Here is a 17,207-nt window from a genome sequence, read left to right as displayed (position 1 = left end):
CTTTTCTTCACAAGACGAAACTCGATCTTCTATTATACTTAAAATACGATAAAGTGAGCAATGAGCACAACAATCGGTAATGTGATGATCGTGCGAATAATGAATAGCGCGAGCAATTGCCAGAAGTTCACTGGAATCTTCGAACGGATAAGCATCACACCGATTTCTGACAAGTAAATGAGTTGCGTCAACGATACCGCACCGACAACAAAGCGAGTCAACTCGCTTTCAATTCCACTTGCAAGAATGGCCGGCAAGAACATATCGGCAAACCCAACGAGAAGCGCTGGCGCCGCTTGTGCCGCTTCAGGGATTTGCATCCATTCCAGTACCGGGACGAGCGGATAGGAAATCCACTGGAAAAACGATGTAAATTCCGCAATGATTAGGGCGAGTGTACCGATTGCCATCACGATCGGTAACATACCTAACCAAATATCCACCGCATTGTATACCCCTTTCTTCACAATGTTCGTCGGCTTGTCCGCACCATCCGCTTTAGCAACCGCCTTTGTCCACGCCCACGAAAACGTTGACGTGTCTGTTGGGGCTTCCTCTTTAATTTGCTTCCCAACCGGCTCATAGTATTCATTTTTCATCCATGAAAGCGGCGGGATACGCGGGCAAATGACCGCTGCTACAAACACACCAACGAGTACGGTCGCGTAAAACGGCAAAAACATCTGTTCAAGTTGCAGTAAGGACGCAATAATTAAAGCAAAACCGATGCTTGTGATCGTAAAGTTGGTCACAATGACCGCTGATTCTTTCTTTGAATAATAGCCATTCTCATACTGATCAATCGTAATGAGAATGCTCACCATATTATTTCCCATCCACGAAGCGACAGAATCGACAGAAGCACGACCAGGCAGTTGAAACAACGGCGCATCACTTTATTCGCCATCGTCCCAAGCCATTCCATTAGCCCATAATCGACGAGCAACGGCAATAGCATACCCATAATAAACGTCCAGACGGCAAGTGTTGGCAACAAGTTCGTTAATACTTCACCGCCAGTAAATTCGCTAAGTAAAAACGCTGGTCCCCACTGAACGTACACCATTGCAGCAAACGTCGCACCGACAAGTCGAATGACGAGCCATATCGGATGGACAACGAAAAGCGGATGCAGTTTTGATTGCATAAGCCAATTCGGTTTTGCAACCGTCGCTAAAAGAGACGCCACACCCGAAAACAGTAACACAGCAACGAGCAATTCGACGATGATCGGTTCGGTCCACGCCAACACGGCATCAGCCATTACCGCAATGAGGACTAGCCATTGACCATCCTCTCCGACCGGAAGAGGGATGAGGAATAACATCGCCCCGATCATTGTTGGAATCAAAAATTTCATCTTAGAATATATCGATAACGTTTCATTAGTTGATGTCGTAGAATTCATTGTGCTCCCTCATTTCTATTCATTAATATACAACAATAAGGATAAGTATGCAATTATAAATTGTTGTATAATGAGAACTATGAACAACCTCAATAAATTCCAGACACTATTTATTCTACTTGCCATCCTACTTGGACTTCTGCTAGGGCAGTTCTCTGCTGTCGAACAGAATGCAGACGTTTTCATTGTGCCCGCTCTTGTACTGATGCTTTACGGACTGTTTCTAACGATCCCGTTACAGTCTATACGTGCGTCGTGGCGCAATAAGAAGTTTTTGACAACAACGATTGGGATCAACTTTCTTTGGTCCCCGCTGCTCGCATTCGGCTCGGGGCCTATTTCTATCAGACCATCCAGCACTTTGGATCGGTTTCATCTTGCTCATGGTCACACCTTGCACAGATTGGTATCTGATCTTTACAGCGATGGCCAAAGGGAACGTTACCCTTGCCACATCTGTTCTGCCAATGAATTTACTATTACAAATCGTCTTACTTCCTATTTATATACTCGTTTTTGCTGGAAGCTTCCAACTCATCTCTTTTGAAACCTTACTATCGAGCATTGTCATCGTCTTCGCTCTCCCCTTTCTCGTAGCGGGAGTGACACGTTTCTTTCTATCAGAAAAGAAGTTGGAAGGATGGGTACGCGTTTGGGATCACGCTCAAGTGTATTTTCTCATGCTGGCGATTGTGGCGATGTTTTCGTCTCAAGGGAGCTGTTGTTTCAAAACGTCGAAGTGATCGGTTTATTGTTCATTCCGATCGTTCTCTTTTTCATCGTTAATTTCTTCGTTGGGAAATGGACGAACCGGCTTTGGCGGTTTAATTATGCCGATTCTGTTAGCTTACAAATGACGATTATTGCGCGCAATTCCCCAGTAGCGCTTGCGTTCGCTGTCGCCGTATTTCCTGACACTCCTCTCGTGGCTCTCGCTCTTGTGATCGGGCCGCTGATCGAGTTGCCGATTCTCGCCATCCTCGCCCGCGTATTGCTCCGCTCAAGAGCTTAAAAAAAGCGTCCACACTTCATGAGTGAGGACGCTTCTTTCTTTATGCTTTTTCTTCGTCAAACGTTTCGCCGCGCTTTTTTTCCATTCTTGTGATGACAACAGAAGCTGTTGCATCACCGGTAATATTCACGGCGGTACGTGTCATGTCTAGAATACGGTCAACGGCAAGGATGAGGGCAATGCCATCAAGCGGAATGCCGACGGACTGTAGCACCATGGCAAGCATGATAATGCCTGCACCCGGAACACTCGCTGTTCCTAAACTTGCAAGTGTCGCAGTCAGGATAATCGTGAGTAATTCTGTAGCGCCTAAATCTACGGCATACACTTGGGCAAGGAAGATGGTAGCTACCGCTTGCATAATTGCGGTTCCGTCCATGTTAATCGTTGCACCGAGTGGTAAAGTAAACGAGCTGATTTGTTTAGGCACGCCTAAATTCTCTTCTGCTGACTTCATCGTCACTGGAAGTGTTGCACTGCTGCTCGATGTACTAAACGCAACAGCCATTGCTGGAAAGAATCCTTTGAAAAACTCGATTGGGTTTTTCTTCCCCCAGAAATATGCGAGCCCACCGTAAACGACGATCATTTGTATAAATAACGCGAGTACGATCGCTAACATGTACATAAACATCGATTCGAGCGCGTTCCAACCGAGTTCTCCGATGGCTGAAGCGATGAGCGCGAATGCACCAAATGGGGCAAGCAACATGACAATCTTCACGAGCCAGATCATGACGTCATTTGCTTGTCTAGCAAGGTCGAGCAAACCTTTCGTTTTTTCACCGAGCATCGCAATTCCAAACCCGATTAAGAGGGCAAAAACGATAATTTGTAACATTTCTCCAGATGCTAACGCTTCTACTGGGTTAGAAGGAATAATGTTAATGAGCGTTTCCATCACTGGTGGAGCTTCGTTTGGCTCATACCCTTCCATGTCTTGCTGCATAAGGCCTTCCGTACCTGGTTGAAGTAGATACGCAACCCCAATCCCTATGCCTAGCGCGATTGGCGTCGTTAGTAAGTAAAAACCCATCGTAAAGCCGCCAATACGGCCTAGTTTTTTTACATCACTCATGCTCGCTGCCCCTAAGACGAGGGAGAAGAACACGAGCGGAACGACGAGCATCGAGATCGCTCGTAGAAAGATATCCCCTACCGCTGAGCACATAATAATCAATCGTTGAAAATGCTTCTTCTGAAAGAAATGCATTTAAAGAAAGACCGACAACAAGGCCGGCGATTAGAGCAATAATAATTTTTTTCGTTAAACTCATTAAAAATCCTCCCCTTACGCACGACAAAGACCTATCCTAAAATATTTCTTAATCGTTTCACAATATAATCTTTTCTGTTAAATCGATCATAAGAGAACGAAGTGCTTTTCTTTTAAACAGTAGATACATCATATTATGTAGTGAAAGTATTTGTCCACATTTTTTTCAAAGAAATACGCTAAAAATGTTTTCTGAATATAATATAAAATTTGTTTTGTCCCGTGACAACTAGGTATAAGAGGATAAGGTATAAAACGCCACTACAAATACAGTCATCTCAAAGGAGATATAATGCCAAAAAACAAGAGAATTGGTCCAGTCTTCTATTTATCCGCTTCGGTTATTTTATTGATTGTCATCTTCGGTGCGCTTAATCCTAGTATGCTCGAATCCTCAACCGCTCATGCGCAAGACTTTATCTCCCAAGCTTTCGGCTGGTATTATCTGATTATTGTATTTATTTTTGTGATCATTTGTCTTTTCTTTATCATTGGGCCTTACGGGAAGATTAAATTAGGGAAAGATACAGACAAACCTGAATTTAATTATGCAACGTGGTTTGCCCTACTATTTAGCGCTGGGATGGGAACAGGCCTCGTATTTTGGGGAGCTGCAGAACCTCTCTCTCATTACCTAATTGATGCCCCGACAACGACTGAAGGTTCAGATGCTGCCGTATTGGACTCCATGAGTCACGTGTATTTCCATTGGGGTCTACACGCTTGGGGAATTTATGCGATCGTGGCGATCTGTTTGGCTTACTTTAAGTTCCGACTCGATGCACCAGCTGATAAGCGCTACACTTTCACCATTGATGAACACAAGCGGCACGACAGGAAAATTTATTGACATTGTGGCAATTATTGCAACCGTTTGTGGTGTTGCGACAACGCTCGGTTTCGGGGCGACACAAATTAACGGTGGTTTGACATTCATGACAGGAATTGGAGAAAGTTTCCTGTTTCAAGTGCTCATCATTATCGTAATTACAGCGTTATTTTTGCTATCCTCTTATACAGGAATTCATAAAGCATTAAATATTTGAGTAACACAAATATGTTACTCGCCGCTTTTTTACTTATTTTTGTCATTATTACGGGGCCTACACTTTTTAACTTAAACATTCTCACCCAGTCGTTCGGTCAATACCTACAAACCATTCCGGAGATGAGCTTTCGTGCTGCACCTGATAATAGCGATTTACGCGCTTGGACAGAAGACTGGACGATTTTCTACTGGGCATGGTGGATTGCTTGGGCCCTTATGTGGGTACATTCATCGCCCGTGTGTCTAGAGGTCGAACCCTTCGTGAGTTCACCATTGGTGTGTTGCTCGTCCCATCAGTTTTAAGCTTCATTTGGTTTGCTTTTCTCGGTGGAACGACCATTCACGCAGAACAAACATTGAACCTAGGGTTAGATGAACTCGCAACCGAGGAAATGCTATTTGGAATGCTTACTTCCTTACCCTTTCCAACAATCATGTCCATCTTGGCACTTCTATTAATTGCCGTATTCTTTATCACATCTGCCGATTCGGCGTCGTTCGTTCTCGGTATGCACTCGACAAACGGTTCAACGAACCCACCGACACGAATCAAGTTAACATGGGGGTTACTTCTATCGGCAATTGCTACGATTCTACTCTACTCCGGCGGTTTGCAAGCCCTTGAAAACACGATGATTGTCGCCGCTTTTCCTTTTTCCATCGTTATGATCCTGATGGTTTTGTCGCTGTTTAAAGCGCTGAAAAACGAAAAACGCAAACGCACTTCTTCTTAATGAAGAATGCGTTTGCGTAACTGAATGAGACCCGGTTGTAATTTGTCGGCTAATTGTAGCTCTTCATCTTGACTAAGAGAAACCCATTCATAGTCATAGAGCCAGCCGTTATCTTTATCATTGCTTTCAACAATGACTTGAAATGAATCACGTGATTGACCGTTAAAGCACAGATGATAGTTATGCCGAATAATTCGCTCACCTGTCGTTCTTGAAATATATTCGTTATCCCCTAAGTAGGATATGATTTCAACATCAGTGAGATCAGCTTCTTCTTTCACTTCACGAAATAGAGCCGTTTCCAAATTCTCGCCAGCATCGACGGTTCCTCCTGGAACTTCCACTCCTGCCAAGTTGTATCATTGGACGTCATCGTCAACAACTGCACGTCTTCGTTCACCACTCGCGTTATATACGCCGTTACTTTCTGCTGATTCGCCGTCATCCCGATCAAGCCTTTCTATCGTCATCCTCACATTATAACATGTTCAAACGTTTAAAACGGTGACTGAGAATCATGAAGTTCCACACGTGTACCCGTGATTTATCTTGACGCAAAGAACTTCACTGTTTTCTTGGAAATAGAGTGCCCAAAATCCCATCGGCGTTGGACAGACCTCCGCGATTTACGGGTAAACACCAATTTATAACTATATAGAAGGAACGTAACATTTTCCTGATTGCGAAGTTTGTTGTTGCTTTCCACTGCTGGCGGATGCTTGTAGTCCAGACTATAAGGTCAACATCGGTGGCCAAAAGACGTCCACCGTGTTTTCTATGCAGTGCAGAGTACAAGAGCAACATCGGTGGCGAACTCCTGCCTCCTGGCTAGAGGTCACTGAAAATGAGAAATTAAAAATCATATAAAAGTGTTTCGCTTGATATAATGGTGAAAATTCCATCATAGACCCTTTCTATGATGGAATTTTCTTCATTTAAGAACAATTTTCAGCCGGAATCCCCACATAGAAAGGCGATATTCCCACATAGACGCTTCTATGATGGGATTCTTAACGATCGTAACACGCTAAATTGTTGATATCCCCACATAGATCTAACCAATACGTCGAGTTAACGAGTCACTTATGAACAGACACGTTAATTTTTCAGCGCCCGCCCGGGCTACGGTGTGAGGAAAGAAGTCCAAATGCCCCATATATTCATTAATGTGACACTTGGGAATGAAAAATCATGATTTTAAACGTGAATGCGCACATAAACGAAGTCAACTGTCACAAATATCGCGATTTGTGACAGTTGCGTGCCGAAAGTGCCCGGTTTGAGGCTGGATTGTCACATATGTGACCGGCCATCACATGCTTGTGCCAGGTGGTGAGCTCGGTCCAACTTTTCACCCTTCGGCAAATGTTTTTCGTGTTGCTCGCAACCCTTGCAGTGACGAACAACGATCGGCAACGAGATGAATTTCAACACGCAATATACAAGCACTCACTCGCACAAATACCCATCTCGATCATTCAATTCAGTGAACTTCTCTAGTTCAACTTATATAGACGTAAACCGCAATTTGTTTCTCTAAATCTTTTATGTAACCATTCATGTTAGGCTTAGTCGGAACTGTTTTTTTCGGCAATTCAATCTTCTACATCGAGATCGACCCAATCGCCAAAAGCGTCGACCGATGTCAAACGGATGCTCGTGAGTAACGAGCATCCCTGCGTAGCAAAGATCGAACACGAACCGGGACAATCTACCGTTCAGATTGAATGGTTTCATGAATCAATGTTTCGTCAAATGGATCTTCAATGAGCGTTCCATTAATTATAATCGTTGGGGTCCGTTCAACATTGTATTCTTGAACAAGATCAATATCTTGTTCGACTTCTTCTTGGTATGTCTGGTCAACGAGGTCGCTCGCAAGTTGTGCAACATCAATATCCGCTTCAATATCTTCCGCAATACCGAGTAACACTTCTGCACTTACCCATTCTTCATCATGGGCAACGTTCTCTGGTTGGAAGTCGTAAAGCGCTTTGTGATACTCCCAAAATGCTTCTGGATGGCGATCCCACACCGACTCGCTAGCCAATGCCGCAAGAAGTGACTCTCCACCGTGAAATGGCGCGTGAATGAAGGCGAAATTTGCTTCACCGGTTTGAATGTACTCATCGTACAAGTTCTCAAAAACAGTTTCATCCCATACTTTACACGCTGGACATTTGTAGTCCCCAAATTCAATAATGGTCACATTTGCCTCTTCATCACCAAGGATTGGCTGTCCTTCAAGCAAAGGCTCCGTAACATCTTGAGTGCCTCCAGACGAATTAAAAAGGAGAAATCCAGCAACGACAAGCACAATAACTCCTACGGTAGATGTGACTAACCATTTCATATGTACACCACTCCCTCTCGTCCATCATACCCGTTTCATCATCCTCTGATAGCCTTTCGTTTGACAACTTTTTTACATGTGAATTTCTCTTGATTTGATTCAACCTCATTCTTCGAAAGTCGCGTGATTCAAACTTAAGGAATAAAAGAAGACAGTCGTTCGTCGGTCTGTTTCCATAAACGTGTCTTTGGAAACAGACGTCCATGGATTGGGGCCAAAACGGGGATAGTGTGTGATTTTGTTTCCAATCCAAGCTCTTTTGGAAGCAAAAACGGTCTCACACAAGCACGAACAGCGAAAATAAGGAAAATTTAACGTTCAACACCTTTATTTTAGCCAGAAGCTCACAAAAACAGCCGCCCATATAGGGCGGCTGTGCGTTTTTAGTTTGCGTTTTTTAAGTTTGCAGGCTGACATGTAACAATTAATACGTCAGCGTCGGTATCTGTGAATTCGTTGAGAGTGACCGGAATATCAGTGGTTGCAGGATGATGATCCATGGCAAAACGCATGAGTGCGTAATCTCTGGAACATTCTCTCCAGTCTTCAGGCCCGTTCTCCCATACTCTTTTCTTGTAGATACTCATTGCCTTATTTTTCGTTGGTGCTTTAATCAAAGCATAAAATGGCGCAAAAAACTCGAAGTATTTCATCCCTAATCCCCCAACATTACAGTCTCGCGCTGCTGCAATTACAGCTTATGCAGCCAATACGTGATCCGGCCATAACTATGCCCAGCAGCACGGAAATCGGGCTCTCGTCGAAATCAATGTGACATTTTATCGACAATCTTTATTTGTTGAGCCGGAGATTACGATACTCCTATTTTCAGGCCATGTCAATACCTTTTTAAAAATCTCTTTGTCGCTATTCGTTGCTTAGGAATTCTTCGATCTGTTTCATATGATGTTGGTCATGTTTCGCGAACATTTTTGCGAACGTTTCAACCGAATATTGTCGTTTGCCATCACCGATAGTAAACCGTACATTCGGGTCTATCGCTAACAACTGACTGATCAGTTTCTTTCTCGTTGTAAGAAACTGATCAAGGCTCGTTTTCACATCGAGGTTTTTGCGCATTTCAATCGCCTCATGATTAAAGCTTCATGATCAGGAAACGCCGATAACCGTGCACCTTCTTCAATTGCAGGTACCCATTCGCTAAGAATGTGCGTGTCCCAAGACTCTAGATGCCCAACCACTTCGCGGACCGACCATTTCCCTTCTCTCATCGGTTGGATGAGTCGATCTTCTCCAACTTCATACAGCTTTTCAATCGCTACCATCGAGTTCGTTAATGATGCAAATGTCTGTGCCATTGAGATCCTCCAATATAAGAAATGTATACCCTCATTTTAAATGAAAATTCTGTTATTTTCTAACGTTTTGCCTCGCCCTTTACGCATCGATTAAAAACAAGATATAGTACTAGCGTAGAATGAACGAGGAGTGACACACCATGAGAACAATTTTCGCCTATGGGCACGCAGCACTATTTTTACTTTTGATCATTCCTAAGATGTTTTGGCTTCGTCGTAAGCCTAGCGAGCAGGCATATAATGAAGCAAACCGCCTGACGAAAAATTTATCCGATCGAACGTTACGCATCGCAAACACCGATGTAACCGTTCATGGCCAACACAACGTAAAAGAAAAAGAATCGTATTTATACGTTTCCAATCATCAAGGTAACTTTGACATCCCGCTGCTTTTGAGTCACGTGAATATTAATCTATCGTTTATTGCGAAAAAATCATTGCAGAACGTTCCGTTGTTCGGCACGTGGATGACGTATAAGCAATGCATCTTTTTGGATCAAGAAAAACCACGTGAAGCCATTCGAAAATTAAAGGAAGCAGGCGAGATGGTTCAAGCTGGGAAATCGGTATGCATTTTCCCCGAGGGTCATCGCAGCAAAGGAAGTTTCTTAGGAGAATTTAGCAATTCAGCGGCAAGAATCTCAAAAAAGATCGGCATCCCCGTTTTGCCGATCACGATCGATGGTTCTTATAAAATTTTGGAAGAAAACAATGGGCAAATAAAACCCGCTCGGGTGAATATTCACGTCCACCCTCCTTTGAATCCTGAACAATACGGGACGACTGCCGAGTTTAACGAGGTGATTGAGCACACGATTGCCGCACCTCTAAGGCTAGAGAAAGAAAAGAATGGCAATCACCAACACTAAAACAATCGGGACGACGACGGTGTACATTAACGTGAGTAGATTGAAACTGCTCTCGCTACTATACCGGTCTTCCCCTGGGTTTTTGGCGATGGCAAGTGTGACGCCAATCGTAAGCGCAGAACCAATGAGTAATAATAGAATAAGCCAACCGTTTACCATGAAATGATTACTCCCATTTTGACACCGGTTTGACGTGGTGATCTTCGACGATCTGAATAAGCTCTTCAGGGGACTCGGCGACGAGGATCGTATCTCGGTACTCCGGTTTCATGAAGCCTTGCTCAATCGTATGCTGGAGCATCTCAAGAAGCGGATCAAAAAATCCATTTACATTTAAAATGCAAGCGGGCTTTTCATGATAGCCAAGTTGTGCCCATGTGAACACTTCAAACCACTCTTCTAACGTCCCCGCACCTCCTGGAAGGGCGACAAACGCGTCGGCTAACTCGGCCATCTTCGCTTTACGCTCGTGCATCGTCTCAACGGTATGAAGCTCTGTGAGCCTGCGTGCGCAATTTCAACATTCGTTAAGCGCTCAGGAATCACGCCATATACTTTACCGCCTTTGAATAAACAACCGTCTGCGACTGCACCCATGCAACCGACTCGTGCACCACCGTAGACGAGTGTCTTCTTTTGTTCTGCGAGTCGCTCCCCAAGTTCGCGGGCAACGTTCATATAAATCGGATCGGTCCCTGAACTAGATCCGCAAAAAACTGCCAGTGATTGGACATTCATTGTTGTAGCCTGCCTTTATCTCTCATTTCGTACCATTTTATCATGATCTGTTCTTAAATTCATTTTCACACACTTCTTCCAACCAGCTGTTCATGTATTGCAGAAAGTTAGGTTCCGTCCACAAAGTCAATGCCCGCTCTCCCCCTAACCGCTCAATCTCAGTTGCCACAAACTGCTCTCCGATGACATAACCTAATCGCGGAATCTCAAATTGTTCGCCACCTCGAATTGAAAACCATTCTCGAACCATTTGTGTACTTGACTGCTGTTGTAGATCCTTTAAAAACGCACGCGCGATGCCCGGAAGTAGCGTTAAAGCTTTTTGGTAGCCGTCGTCTTTTTGAGCATCGAATGAGAAGTACTTAAAATCAGGAAGGCCGGAGACGATTTGCTTCGAAAAATACATCGCCGCTCCTTCTTGAAACGCGGAGATGCGTGGATCCTGCCACATCATTCCTCCCCAATCGCACCCTTTTTGATCGGTCAACATATGGTGGGCAACATGCCCGAGTTCATGAGCGACGATTATTGATAGACTCTCTTCATCTGCGGGCAACTGTTCAAGTGCGAACGTTATGTTTGGGACAACTTCTCGCTCAGCATACGCATTTGACCCATACACGCCGACAATCAGCTGCACAGAAATCGGAAATACGAGGCTGTATTGCTCTTCATACGCTCGGGCTGTCCGCTCAATAATCGGAATAATCTCTTTATGCACACGTTCGATGTGGTCAATGGCGTATTCCGATAGCGCGAATTCTTTTTGTTCCGTCGTATTTTTGCAATGATATTTTCGGTACGATTTGAACGTATTAGAGAACGCACGTTGATAGTTGTGCAAAAACGCAAGTGACGGTTCATACAAGCGAACAAAAAAAGGAACTGTGTCGAAAATCTTCATTCACGTCGACTCGCTTCAAACTGCTCAAGATCTTTGAGCGTGTGCCATACACGAACTGTTTGTTCATCAAATTTCTCTGTTTGCGAAACAGGCAACCATTGAACCGCAGCGACTTCTGTCCCCGCTCGCCTCCCAGCTTCTACATCAGCCGAGCTGTCGCCAATATAAATCGTTTCAGTTGCCTCAACACCTAACACCTGCATGGCACGTTCGATTCCTTCAGGATGTGGCTTAGGCTGTCGCACCTCATCTCCGGTAATCGTGACATCGAAAAACGTCTCTAATCCAACTTTTTCAAAAGTGAGATCAAACGCTTTTCTACCTTTTCCTGTGACGATTGCTAACCGATAACCTGCATCTTTTAGCGAGCGAATTACACGAATGATCTCCTCATCTGGCTGAATATACAACTCATGATCCCGCTCATAACGGCTCAAAAATTCATGAACCGCTTGCTCTTTCTGCTCGGTTTTCAAGTGTTTTCGCAAAATGTCCACCTCAGTCGGACCGAACATTTCGATAATCTCATCATTTGTTACGTCTCGATTGTCAAATTCTTTAAATACGCGCCGAAAACAATCAAAACATAATGGCAACGTATTCGCTAATGTCCCATCGAAATCAAAAATATATGCTTTCATGTCTCCACTCCTAAATCTGCCACGCAGACCATTTCTGTGTACTCACTTTTTATCGTTTTATTAGGTTCGTGCTGCAAATCCGCTTCGACACGCGCTCTTCCTTTTTCATAATCACGATCATTCAATATCGACAAGATAGGATAATTCCTTGCCTCTAAACGCTCCACAACCTCCGGCAAAGAGAGCACTTCCACGTGATGATTGATCGTCATTTGCACTTGAAAATTTCGGTCCTCTAACTCCTGAATGAGCCGATGTTTCGTCCAATACCGTTCAAAATCAATCGCATATGCCTCCGGAAAGTAGTGATAGATCCACCATTGTTTCATATCTTCAGGAGAAGTATTACCAATCGTCAGCCTGCCATTATCTTTCAATACACGGTGCACTTCATCTAAGGCTTGCTCTTTTTGAATGAAATACTGAAAAGCATCGTACATCGCCACATAGTGAAACCATTCTCTATCATAAGGGAGGTCCTCTGCATAGCCGTGCCGATAGATAATTTGTGATGCTCGACCGTTTGCCTGCTCTAATAAATATGGGGATGAATCCACACCGTGCCAGTTCATCCGTTCTTTCGAAAAGTTACCCGACTGTTTAATCAAGTAATCTCCCGTCCCACAAGCCAAATCTAATATGTTGTACATCTTTTCTTCTGTATTTTTTATGTATTCTGATAAAAAAGGGTCGACAAGGTGTTCAAACGTATCTTCACAAATGTTCACTCTCTTTCATGACGAATCTCACTTTACGAAGTGAGTTACAGCCGTATTTATATACTGTTTTTCGTCAAAAAACTACAAAATCCTGCTTTCTTCGCACAATTCCTTTGTCAAAATCGATCGGGACGATGAACAAGGCATCGTTCACCTCGTCCATTATATCCACGCAATCGCTTCCCATAAGTGGCCATCTGGTCTTCAAAAAGGGCTGCGTAACTAGAAGCATCCTTCTCTGGCCATTGTACAACTTGCCCTCCTGCAGCGACCACTCGTTGCAAAATCGCATCAACGTCATCTGCAAATTCAGCAGCATGGGTAAGCATCATCTGACTCGCTTTTGCTCCCACATTTTCTAATAAAACGAGCGAGAGGTCATTCTCAAAAAAGAACGCCACATGATCTTCATGGATAACCATCTGTTCATGTGGAATTTCAAACAACCGTCGATAAAACGCAAATGAGCGGGAAAGATCATCCACAAAAATTGTGACACTTGAAATTCTTGGCTCCAAATTAAATCCTCACTTTCATCCTTCTATATCACGTTTATTGTAGCGAACCTGCCTGATGAATAAAAGTCATGAGCACCCCTATCGATGAACGTTTGAGAAATTCCTTGTAGAAATAAATAATGCATTCTATTGGACACCCTGTCATACAATCTACAAATTGGACAACGAGAGGAGGACATCGTATGCTCTGGACATTAATTCTTATCCTCATTGTTTTATGGCTACTCGGCTTTATTGGAAGTTTTGGCGGCCAATTAATCCACGTTTTACTCGTCGTCGCACTCATTGTATTGATTGTGCAGCTTGTTACGGGTCGAAGATTATAGCCGAGAGGGAAACCTTTTGGCTTTTTTACTTTTTATGAAGCGGTTCTCCAAAATACACATGCCAGTGCAAATGCTTCGAGTCTTGATAGTTTCCGAGGTTGGTCAGTACTCGGCACGCCCCTTATTCTTCTTTCACTTTTGCTGCAACGACCTTAACCACATCCATCATTTGCAACAGAATCGCATCATCCGCTTTTTCAAGATCGAGTAATGAGCCGATGTGGCGTTTCGGGATAACAACGATATGTACGGGATAAAAAGGTTTCGTATGATAATACGCCAGCACAAGCTCTGTTTCATACACCTTATTTACTTCGGTGTTACCACTTAGTACTTCATCGCAATAAAAATCTTCAGTCAACACAAATCTCCCCTTCTCTTCAATAAATAATCCACAACATCACCAATGAAACCTTCACGTTGATGCCTACCTGAATTATGATTCGTCAAAACAATCGCACTAACTTTCGTCTTTCGGTCAAGCACGACCATCCCTTGGAAAGTCTCTCCCCATCCAAGTGAATTCACAACATCTCCTTCGATGAATATACCTAACCCCGCCCACGGTGCTGACGGTAACGGTGTGTACATTTGAATGAAAAGCTCTTCATCTCTACCCATCAGTTGAGCAGTCATTTGTCCAAGGTCGGCCGCTGTCGTCCACAACCCTTCAGCCGCATGAAATGAAGGGTCTGGCAATGGGACTTGTCCTTGTTCCCCATCCACAAAAGTCCCGTACACTAAATCCGAATCTTGACGAATGGGATAACGGCTACTCGACATCTCATATTCATCAAAAATGTAGGACTCTACCAATTGCCAAAACGGCCGTCGAAACCTGTTCTCTAGATATTGTTGGATGAGACAATAATTGCTATCTGCGTATACAAATGTGCGTGACTCTGTATGCTGTAGCGACTGGTCTGAAAACGGCATCGAGGAATCAAGTCCGGGAATATCTTGAATGCCTGTTTGATGGACGAGTAATTGCCGGAGCGTACAGTCACGAACTACGTGCACATCGAGATCCAACTCCCCACACTGCTCCAACTTGACGACGAGCAACGCCGTCATCATTTTGCTTATCGAACATGCGTGAAACAACTGGTGTTCGGGAGCACCGATTGTTAAACTGGACACATTCTCGTGTGTACACGTGCTCAAACTAACCGCAGGAACCTCATACTTGTCCATTTTCCTTTTAACATCGTTGATCATAACGCAGCAAATGTCCGAAGTGTTTTTATGTGGTTTACTGCTCGAATTCCTTTCCAATGCTCCTTTGCAACGGCAAAGTTCAACGCATCTCCTTCCCATTCCCAAGGGATGTCCCACACACCAGAAGGCTGTATTTGTCTCTTAAGGAAACGTAAATTCTCCTCAACAAGCTCTTCGTACGTCGGGTACAATTCATCTTCTGGACTCGTAATGAGTTGCAGTGGTGTCGGGCTATAACTTTGCTCCCAAGTGTCAGGCTCTTTGTTCATCACTTCATGGACCAATTCGTGTAGTTTGGCTTTTACATCTTTTCCTCGTTCCCAATCGTCACCGACAACGTTTAACATATTTTGGAAATTGTTAATCTCATGAAAATCCATTTCCGTACAACTAAGAATACGATCTGTAGCCTTTTCAATGACGCGCCATCCTAAACGTGCTTCTTGGCCACCTTGCTCGCCCCAGTAGATGAGGAATGCCGCTAGTTCTACCGACGGATTGTACATCCAAAATTGCTGCGCCTCTTCTGAATACGTCCACCACGGTGCGTGAGCATAGTCATTAAACTCTCGGATGACTGTTCGCCATAAACCGATCGATTCATCATAAGCATTCATCAAGTACGTCAACATCCGCTGAACGACCGGTTCATTCCGAGTGGCTTCAACTTCAAGTAAAATTTGACCCGCAGACCACGTGGCAATGGCAGAAGAATTTGGCAACCAAACATCTGGCTCTAATCCATGACCAAACCCTCCATCTTCATTTTGAAATGCTGTCAAGCATTCAAGCACAGATGCCGAAGACCTGCCTTCAAACAAATACTGCCAGCGCGCATGTTCCAAAGGTCTTGCATTTCGTTTTATCCAAGATTTCGTTTCACTAGCAAACATACGATCCCCTCCTGTACTCACTCTACCACAAATTAATCGAAAAGTGAGTTTTTTCTGTTGCTGGAGGATATATTTCAAATGATCACTACACTTTAAGATAGTTGATTATATTGCCCAGGAAATAATGCTCCTTTCATTGATTGCACAACTGTTCCCTCGCCTCTTCAGGGACATCCGCTTCCTCAAACTCCCTCCACGTTTGTACATATGTACTCCTCGTATCCAATCCTAAGTAAGCGCCAGGTTGCAATGGTTATTTGCAGAGAATGTGATTTCACTTGATTTCCTTTCTCTGTAACACCCGATGTCGCATACTCGTATCTGTCCCCGTCTATCTCAAAAGACTCCTCAACAATTACAGATAACAGTTCTTTTCGAGATGAGCGGGTTCACCCTATCCACAAGTTCATTTTGGACGAAGTATTTGACTCTCATGTGCACCCCAGTCACACCTACGATTTGGGATGAACTGAATGTGTTCCTGATTCGCGCTACGAGTCTTTGCTTTCCAGTGCAAGTGGTTGATTGCACTCCAGAGCACAAGTGCAACATCGGTGGTCAAAGTACACCCACCGTGTTTTCTACCTACTGGCTACGATGTGTGTGAAGAAGTCCAAATGCCCCATATATTCGTTTAAGTGACAATCGGGAAAGAAAAATCATCATTTAAACGTGAATGTGCACATAAACGGAGTCAATGGTCACAAAACGCGATATAAGTGACAATTGAGGGCCATAAGTGCACGGTTTGAGCACTGGATTGTCACATAAGTGCCAGGTCATCACATGCTTTAGTCAAGTGGTTACCCTAGGTCACCACTTTGAACCTTTGTAAAACGTTTTCCGTATTGCCTACAACTCTTGCCGTGATGAACAACGATCGGAAACGAAGTTGTTGAAGTGAGATGGACATGAACAGACAATAGGTAGACGTTTGCCCGTAAAGACCGTTCTCGGTCATCGGATTCAGTGAGATTCTTTAATAACCAATGGTAAACCAAACGTTAAAGGCAAAAATTCAAATTCATTGAAAATCGATGTTATTCGTTCACAGTAGATTTAGCAATAAATGGTTTTTGCGGCTACCCATGATCTCCAAAGTGTATGTATACCGTTCAGTTTCAAAACGAAGAACCTCTAGTACAACAACGACGCCCATTCAGTACCGTTAATTGGAACGAAAGGCGGTGACGCCTGCGGAAGAAGGACCGAGACGAGACCCCGCAGGTCG

At 43.9% G+C, this 17,207-nt stretch carries 18 protein-coding genes and 4 pseudogenes; 4 read left to right on the top strand and 18 right to left on the bottom strand.

Features of this window, described 5'->3' with window-relative positions:
* Positions 1-38: 38 nt before the first annotated feature.
* On the bottom strand, positions 39-884 hold the full coding sequence (locus tag JCM19037_RS29665; RefSeq protein ID WP_307189892.1) for a YjiH family protein: 846 nt from the start codon (positions 882-884) through the stop codon (positions 39-41).
* On the bottom strand, positions 818-1,408 hold the full coding sequence (locus tag JCM19037_RS29660) for a hypothetical protein (protein ID WP_307189891.1): 591 nt from the start codon (positions 1,406-1,408) through the stop codon (positions 818-820). The genes JCM19037_RS29665 and JCM19037_RS29660 overlap by 67 nt, the downstream gene beginning before the upstream one ends.
* 79 nt (positions 1,409-1,487) lie before the next feature.
* On the opposite strand from JCM19037_RS29660, the pseudogene JCM19037_RS19845 reads away from it, so the two are divergent.
* Positions 1,488-2,420 (top strand): annotated as a pseudogene (locus tag JCM19037_RS19845) (arsenic resistance protein).
* A 40-nt stretch (positions 2,421-2,460) separates the two neighbouring features.
* Here the strand turns inward: JCM19037_RS19845 and JCM19037_RS19840 are convergent.
* A pseudogene (locus JCM19037_RS19840) lies at positions 2,461-3,697 on the bottom strand (dicarboxylate/amino acid:cation symporter).
* 291 nt (positions 3,698-3,988) lie between these two features.
* On the opposite strand from JCM19037_RS19840, the pseudogene JCM19037_RS19835 reads away from it, so the two are divergent.
* A pseudogene (locus JCM19037_RS19835) lies at positions 3,989-5,394 on the top strand (BCCT family transporter); the annotation flags it as partial.
* Positions 5,395-5,474: 80 nt separating this feature from the next.
* On the opposite strand, the gene JCM19037_RS19830 reads toward JCM19037_RS19835, so the two are convergent.
* The 5 genes from JCM19037_RS19830 to JCM19037_RS23605 all read right to left on the bottom strand — a co-directional run bounded on the left by JCM19037_RS19830 (position 5,475) and on the right by JCM19037_RS23605 (position 9,150).
* Entirely contained in the window at positions 5,475-5,822 is a 348-nt protein-coding gene (locus tag JCM19037_RS19830) for an NUDIX domain-containing protein (RefSeq protein WP_238544828.1), read from the bottom strand.
* Between the two features lie 1,367 nt (positions 5,823-7,189).
* Positions 7,190-7,831 carry a thioredoxin domain-containing protein gene (locus JCM19037_RS19820; RefSeq protein WP_042404028.1) on the bottom strand — a complete coding sequence of 214 codons (642 nt, stop codon included), beginning with the start codon at positions 7,829-7,831 and terminating at the stop codon, positions 7,190-7,192.
* 383 nt (positions 7,832-8,214) lie between these two features.
* Positions 8,215-8,484, bottom strand: a complete 270-nt coding sequence (locus tag JCM19037_RS19815) for a hypothetical protein (RefSeq protein ID WP_042404027.1) — start codon at positions 8,482-8,484, stop codon at positions 8,215-8,217.
* 214 nt (positions 8,485-8,698) lie between these two features.
* Complete coding sequence (locus JCM19037_RS23610) at positions 8,699-8,911, bottom strand: hypothetical protein (RefSeq protein ID WP_052364120.1); 213 nt, start codon at positions 8,909-8,911, stop codon at positions 8,699-8,701.
* On the bottom strand, positions 8,890-9,150 hold the full coding sequence (locus tag JCM19037_RS23605) for a hypothetical protein (RefSeq protein WP_052364119.1): 261 nt from the start codon (positions 9,148-9,150) through the stop codon (positions 8,890-8,892). Before JCM19037_RS23605 ends, JCM19037_RS23610 begins: the two co-directional genes overlap by 22 nt.
* Positions 9,151-9,290: 140 nt before the next feature.
* On the opposite strand from JCM19037_RS23605, the gene JCM19037_RS19805 reads away from it, so the two are divergent.
* Positions 9,291-10,019: a 1-acyl-sn-glycerol-3-phosphate acyltransferase gene (locus JCM19037_RS19805; protein ID WP_052364118.1), complete on the top strand. Its 729-nt coding sequence runs from the start codon at positions 9,291-9,293 to the stop codon at positions 10,017-10,019.
* Here JCM19037_RS19805 and JCM19037_RS19800 read toward each other — a convergent pair.
* The 7 genes from JCM19037_RS19800 to JCM19037_RS19775 all read right to left on the bottom strand — a co-directional run bounded on the left by JCM19037_RS19800 (position 9,984) and on the right by JCM19037_RS19775 (position 13,539).
* Positions 9,984-10,178: a hypothetical protein gene (locus tag JCM19037_RS19800; protein WP_042404026.1), complete on the bottom strand. Its 195-nt coding sequence runs from the start codon at positions 10,176-10,178 to the stop codon at positions 9,984-9,986. The two genes, JCM19037_RS19805 and JCM19037_RS19800, sit on opposite strands and share 36 nt — an antisense overlap.
* A 7-nt stretch (positions 10,179-10,185) precedes the next feature.
* Positions 10,186-10,473 (bottom strand): TIGR00730 family Rossman fold protein, encoded by a 288-nt coding sequence (locus tag JCM19037_RS29655; protein WP_307189890.1) that lies wholly within the window; start codon positions 10,471-10,473, stop codon positions 10,186-10,188.
* Positions 10,461-10,757: an LOG family protein gene (locus JCM19037_RS29650; RefSeq protein ID WP_307189889.1), complete on the bottom strand. Its 297-nt coding sequence runs from the start codon at positions 10,755-10,757 to the stop codon at positions 10,461-10,463. The genes JCM19037_RS29655 and JCM19037_RS29650 overlap by 13 nt, the downstream gene beginning before the upstream one ends.
* 40 nt (positions 10,758-10,797) lie before the next feature.
* Positions 10,798-11,661: a hypothetical protein gene (locus JCM19037_RS19790; protein ID WP_042404024.1), complete on the bottom strand. Its 864-nt coding sequence runs from the start codon at positions 11,659-11,661 to the stop codon at positions 10,798-10,800.
* On the bottom strand, positions 11,658-12,302 hold the full coding sequence (locus JCM19037_RS19785) for an HAD family hydrolase (protein ID WP_042404023.1): 645 nt from the start codon (positions 12,300-12,302) through the stop codon (positions 11,658-11,660). The genes JCM19037_RS19790 and JCM19037_RS19785 overlap by 4 nt, the downstream gene beginning before the upstream one ends.
* Entirely contained in the window at positions 12,299-13,030 is a 732-nt protein-coding gene (locus tag JCM19037_RS19780) for a class I SAM-dependent methyltransferase (protein ID WP_042404022.1), read from the bottom strand. The genes JCM19037_RS19785 and JCM19037_RS19780 overlap by 4 nt, the downstream gene beginning before the upstream one ends.
* Before the next feature lie 107 nt (positions 13,031-13,137).
* Positions 13,138-13,539 carry a VOC family protein gene (locus JCM19037_RS19775; RefSeq protein WP_042404021.1) on the bottom strand — a complete coding sequence of 134 codons (402 nt, stop codon included), beginning with the start codon at positions 13,537-13,539 and terminating at the stop codon, positions 13,138-13,140.
* Between the two features lie 182 nt (positions 13,540-13,721).
* Here JCM19037_RS19775 and JCM19037_RS25300 point away from each other — a divergent pair, with 182 nt between their 5' ends.
* Complete coding sequence (locus JCM19037_RS25300; protein ID WP_152549159.1) at positions 13,722-13,865, top strand: lmo0937 family membrane protein; 144 nt, start codon at positions 13,722-13,724, stop codon at positions 13,863-13,865.
* A 25-nt stretch (positions 13,866-13,890) separates the two neighbouring features.
* Here the strand turns inward: JCM19037_RS25300 and JCM19037_RS19770 are convergent.
* The 3 genes and pseudogenes from JCM19037_RS19770 to JCM19037_RS25295 form a co-directional block, all read right to left on the bottom strand.
* Positions 13,891-14,229: pseudogene (locus tag JCM19037_RS19770) on the bottom strand (HIT domain-containing protein).
* Positions 14,223-15,059 carry a serine hydrolase domain-containing protein gene (locus tag JCM19037_RS19765; RefSeq protein WP_042404019.1) on the bottom strand — a complete coding sequence of 279 codons (837 nt, stop codon included), beginning with the start codon at positions 15,057-15,059 and terminating at the stop codon, positions 14,223-14,225. Before JCM19037_RS19765 ends, JCM19037_RS19770 begins: the two are co-directional and overlap by 7 nt.
* A 20-nt stretch (positions 15,060-15,079) precedes the next feature.
* A complete protein-coding gene (locus tag JCM19037_RS25295; protein ID WP_042404017.1) occupies positions 15,080-15,976 on the bottom strand; it encodes a hypothetical protein in 897 nt (298 codons plus the stop codon).
* Positions 15,977-17,207: the final 1,231 nt, after the last annotated feature.

The sequence above is a fragment of the Geomicrobium sp. JCM 19037 genome (assembly GCF_000698105.1).
Classification (GTDB): Bacteria; Bacillota; Bacilli; order Bacillales; family Marinococcaceae; genus Geomicrobium_A.
This window is presented reverse-complemented; position numbering and strand designations above follow the sequence as displayed.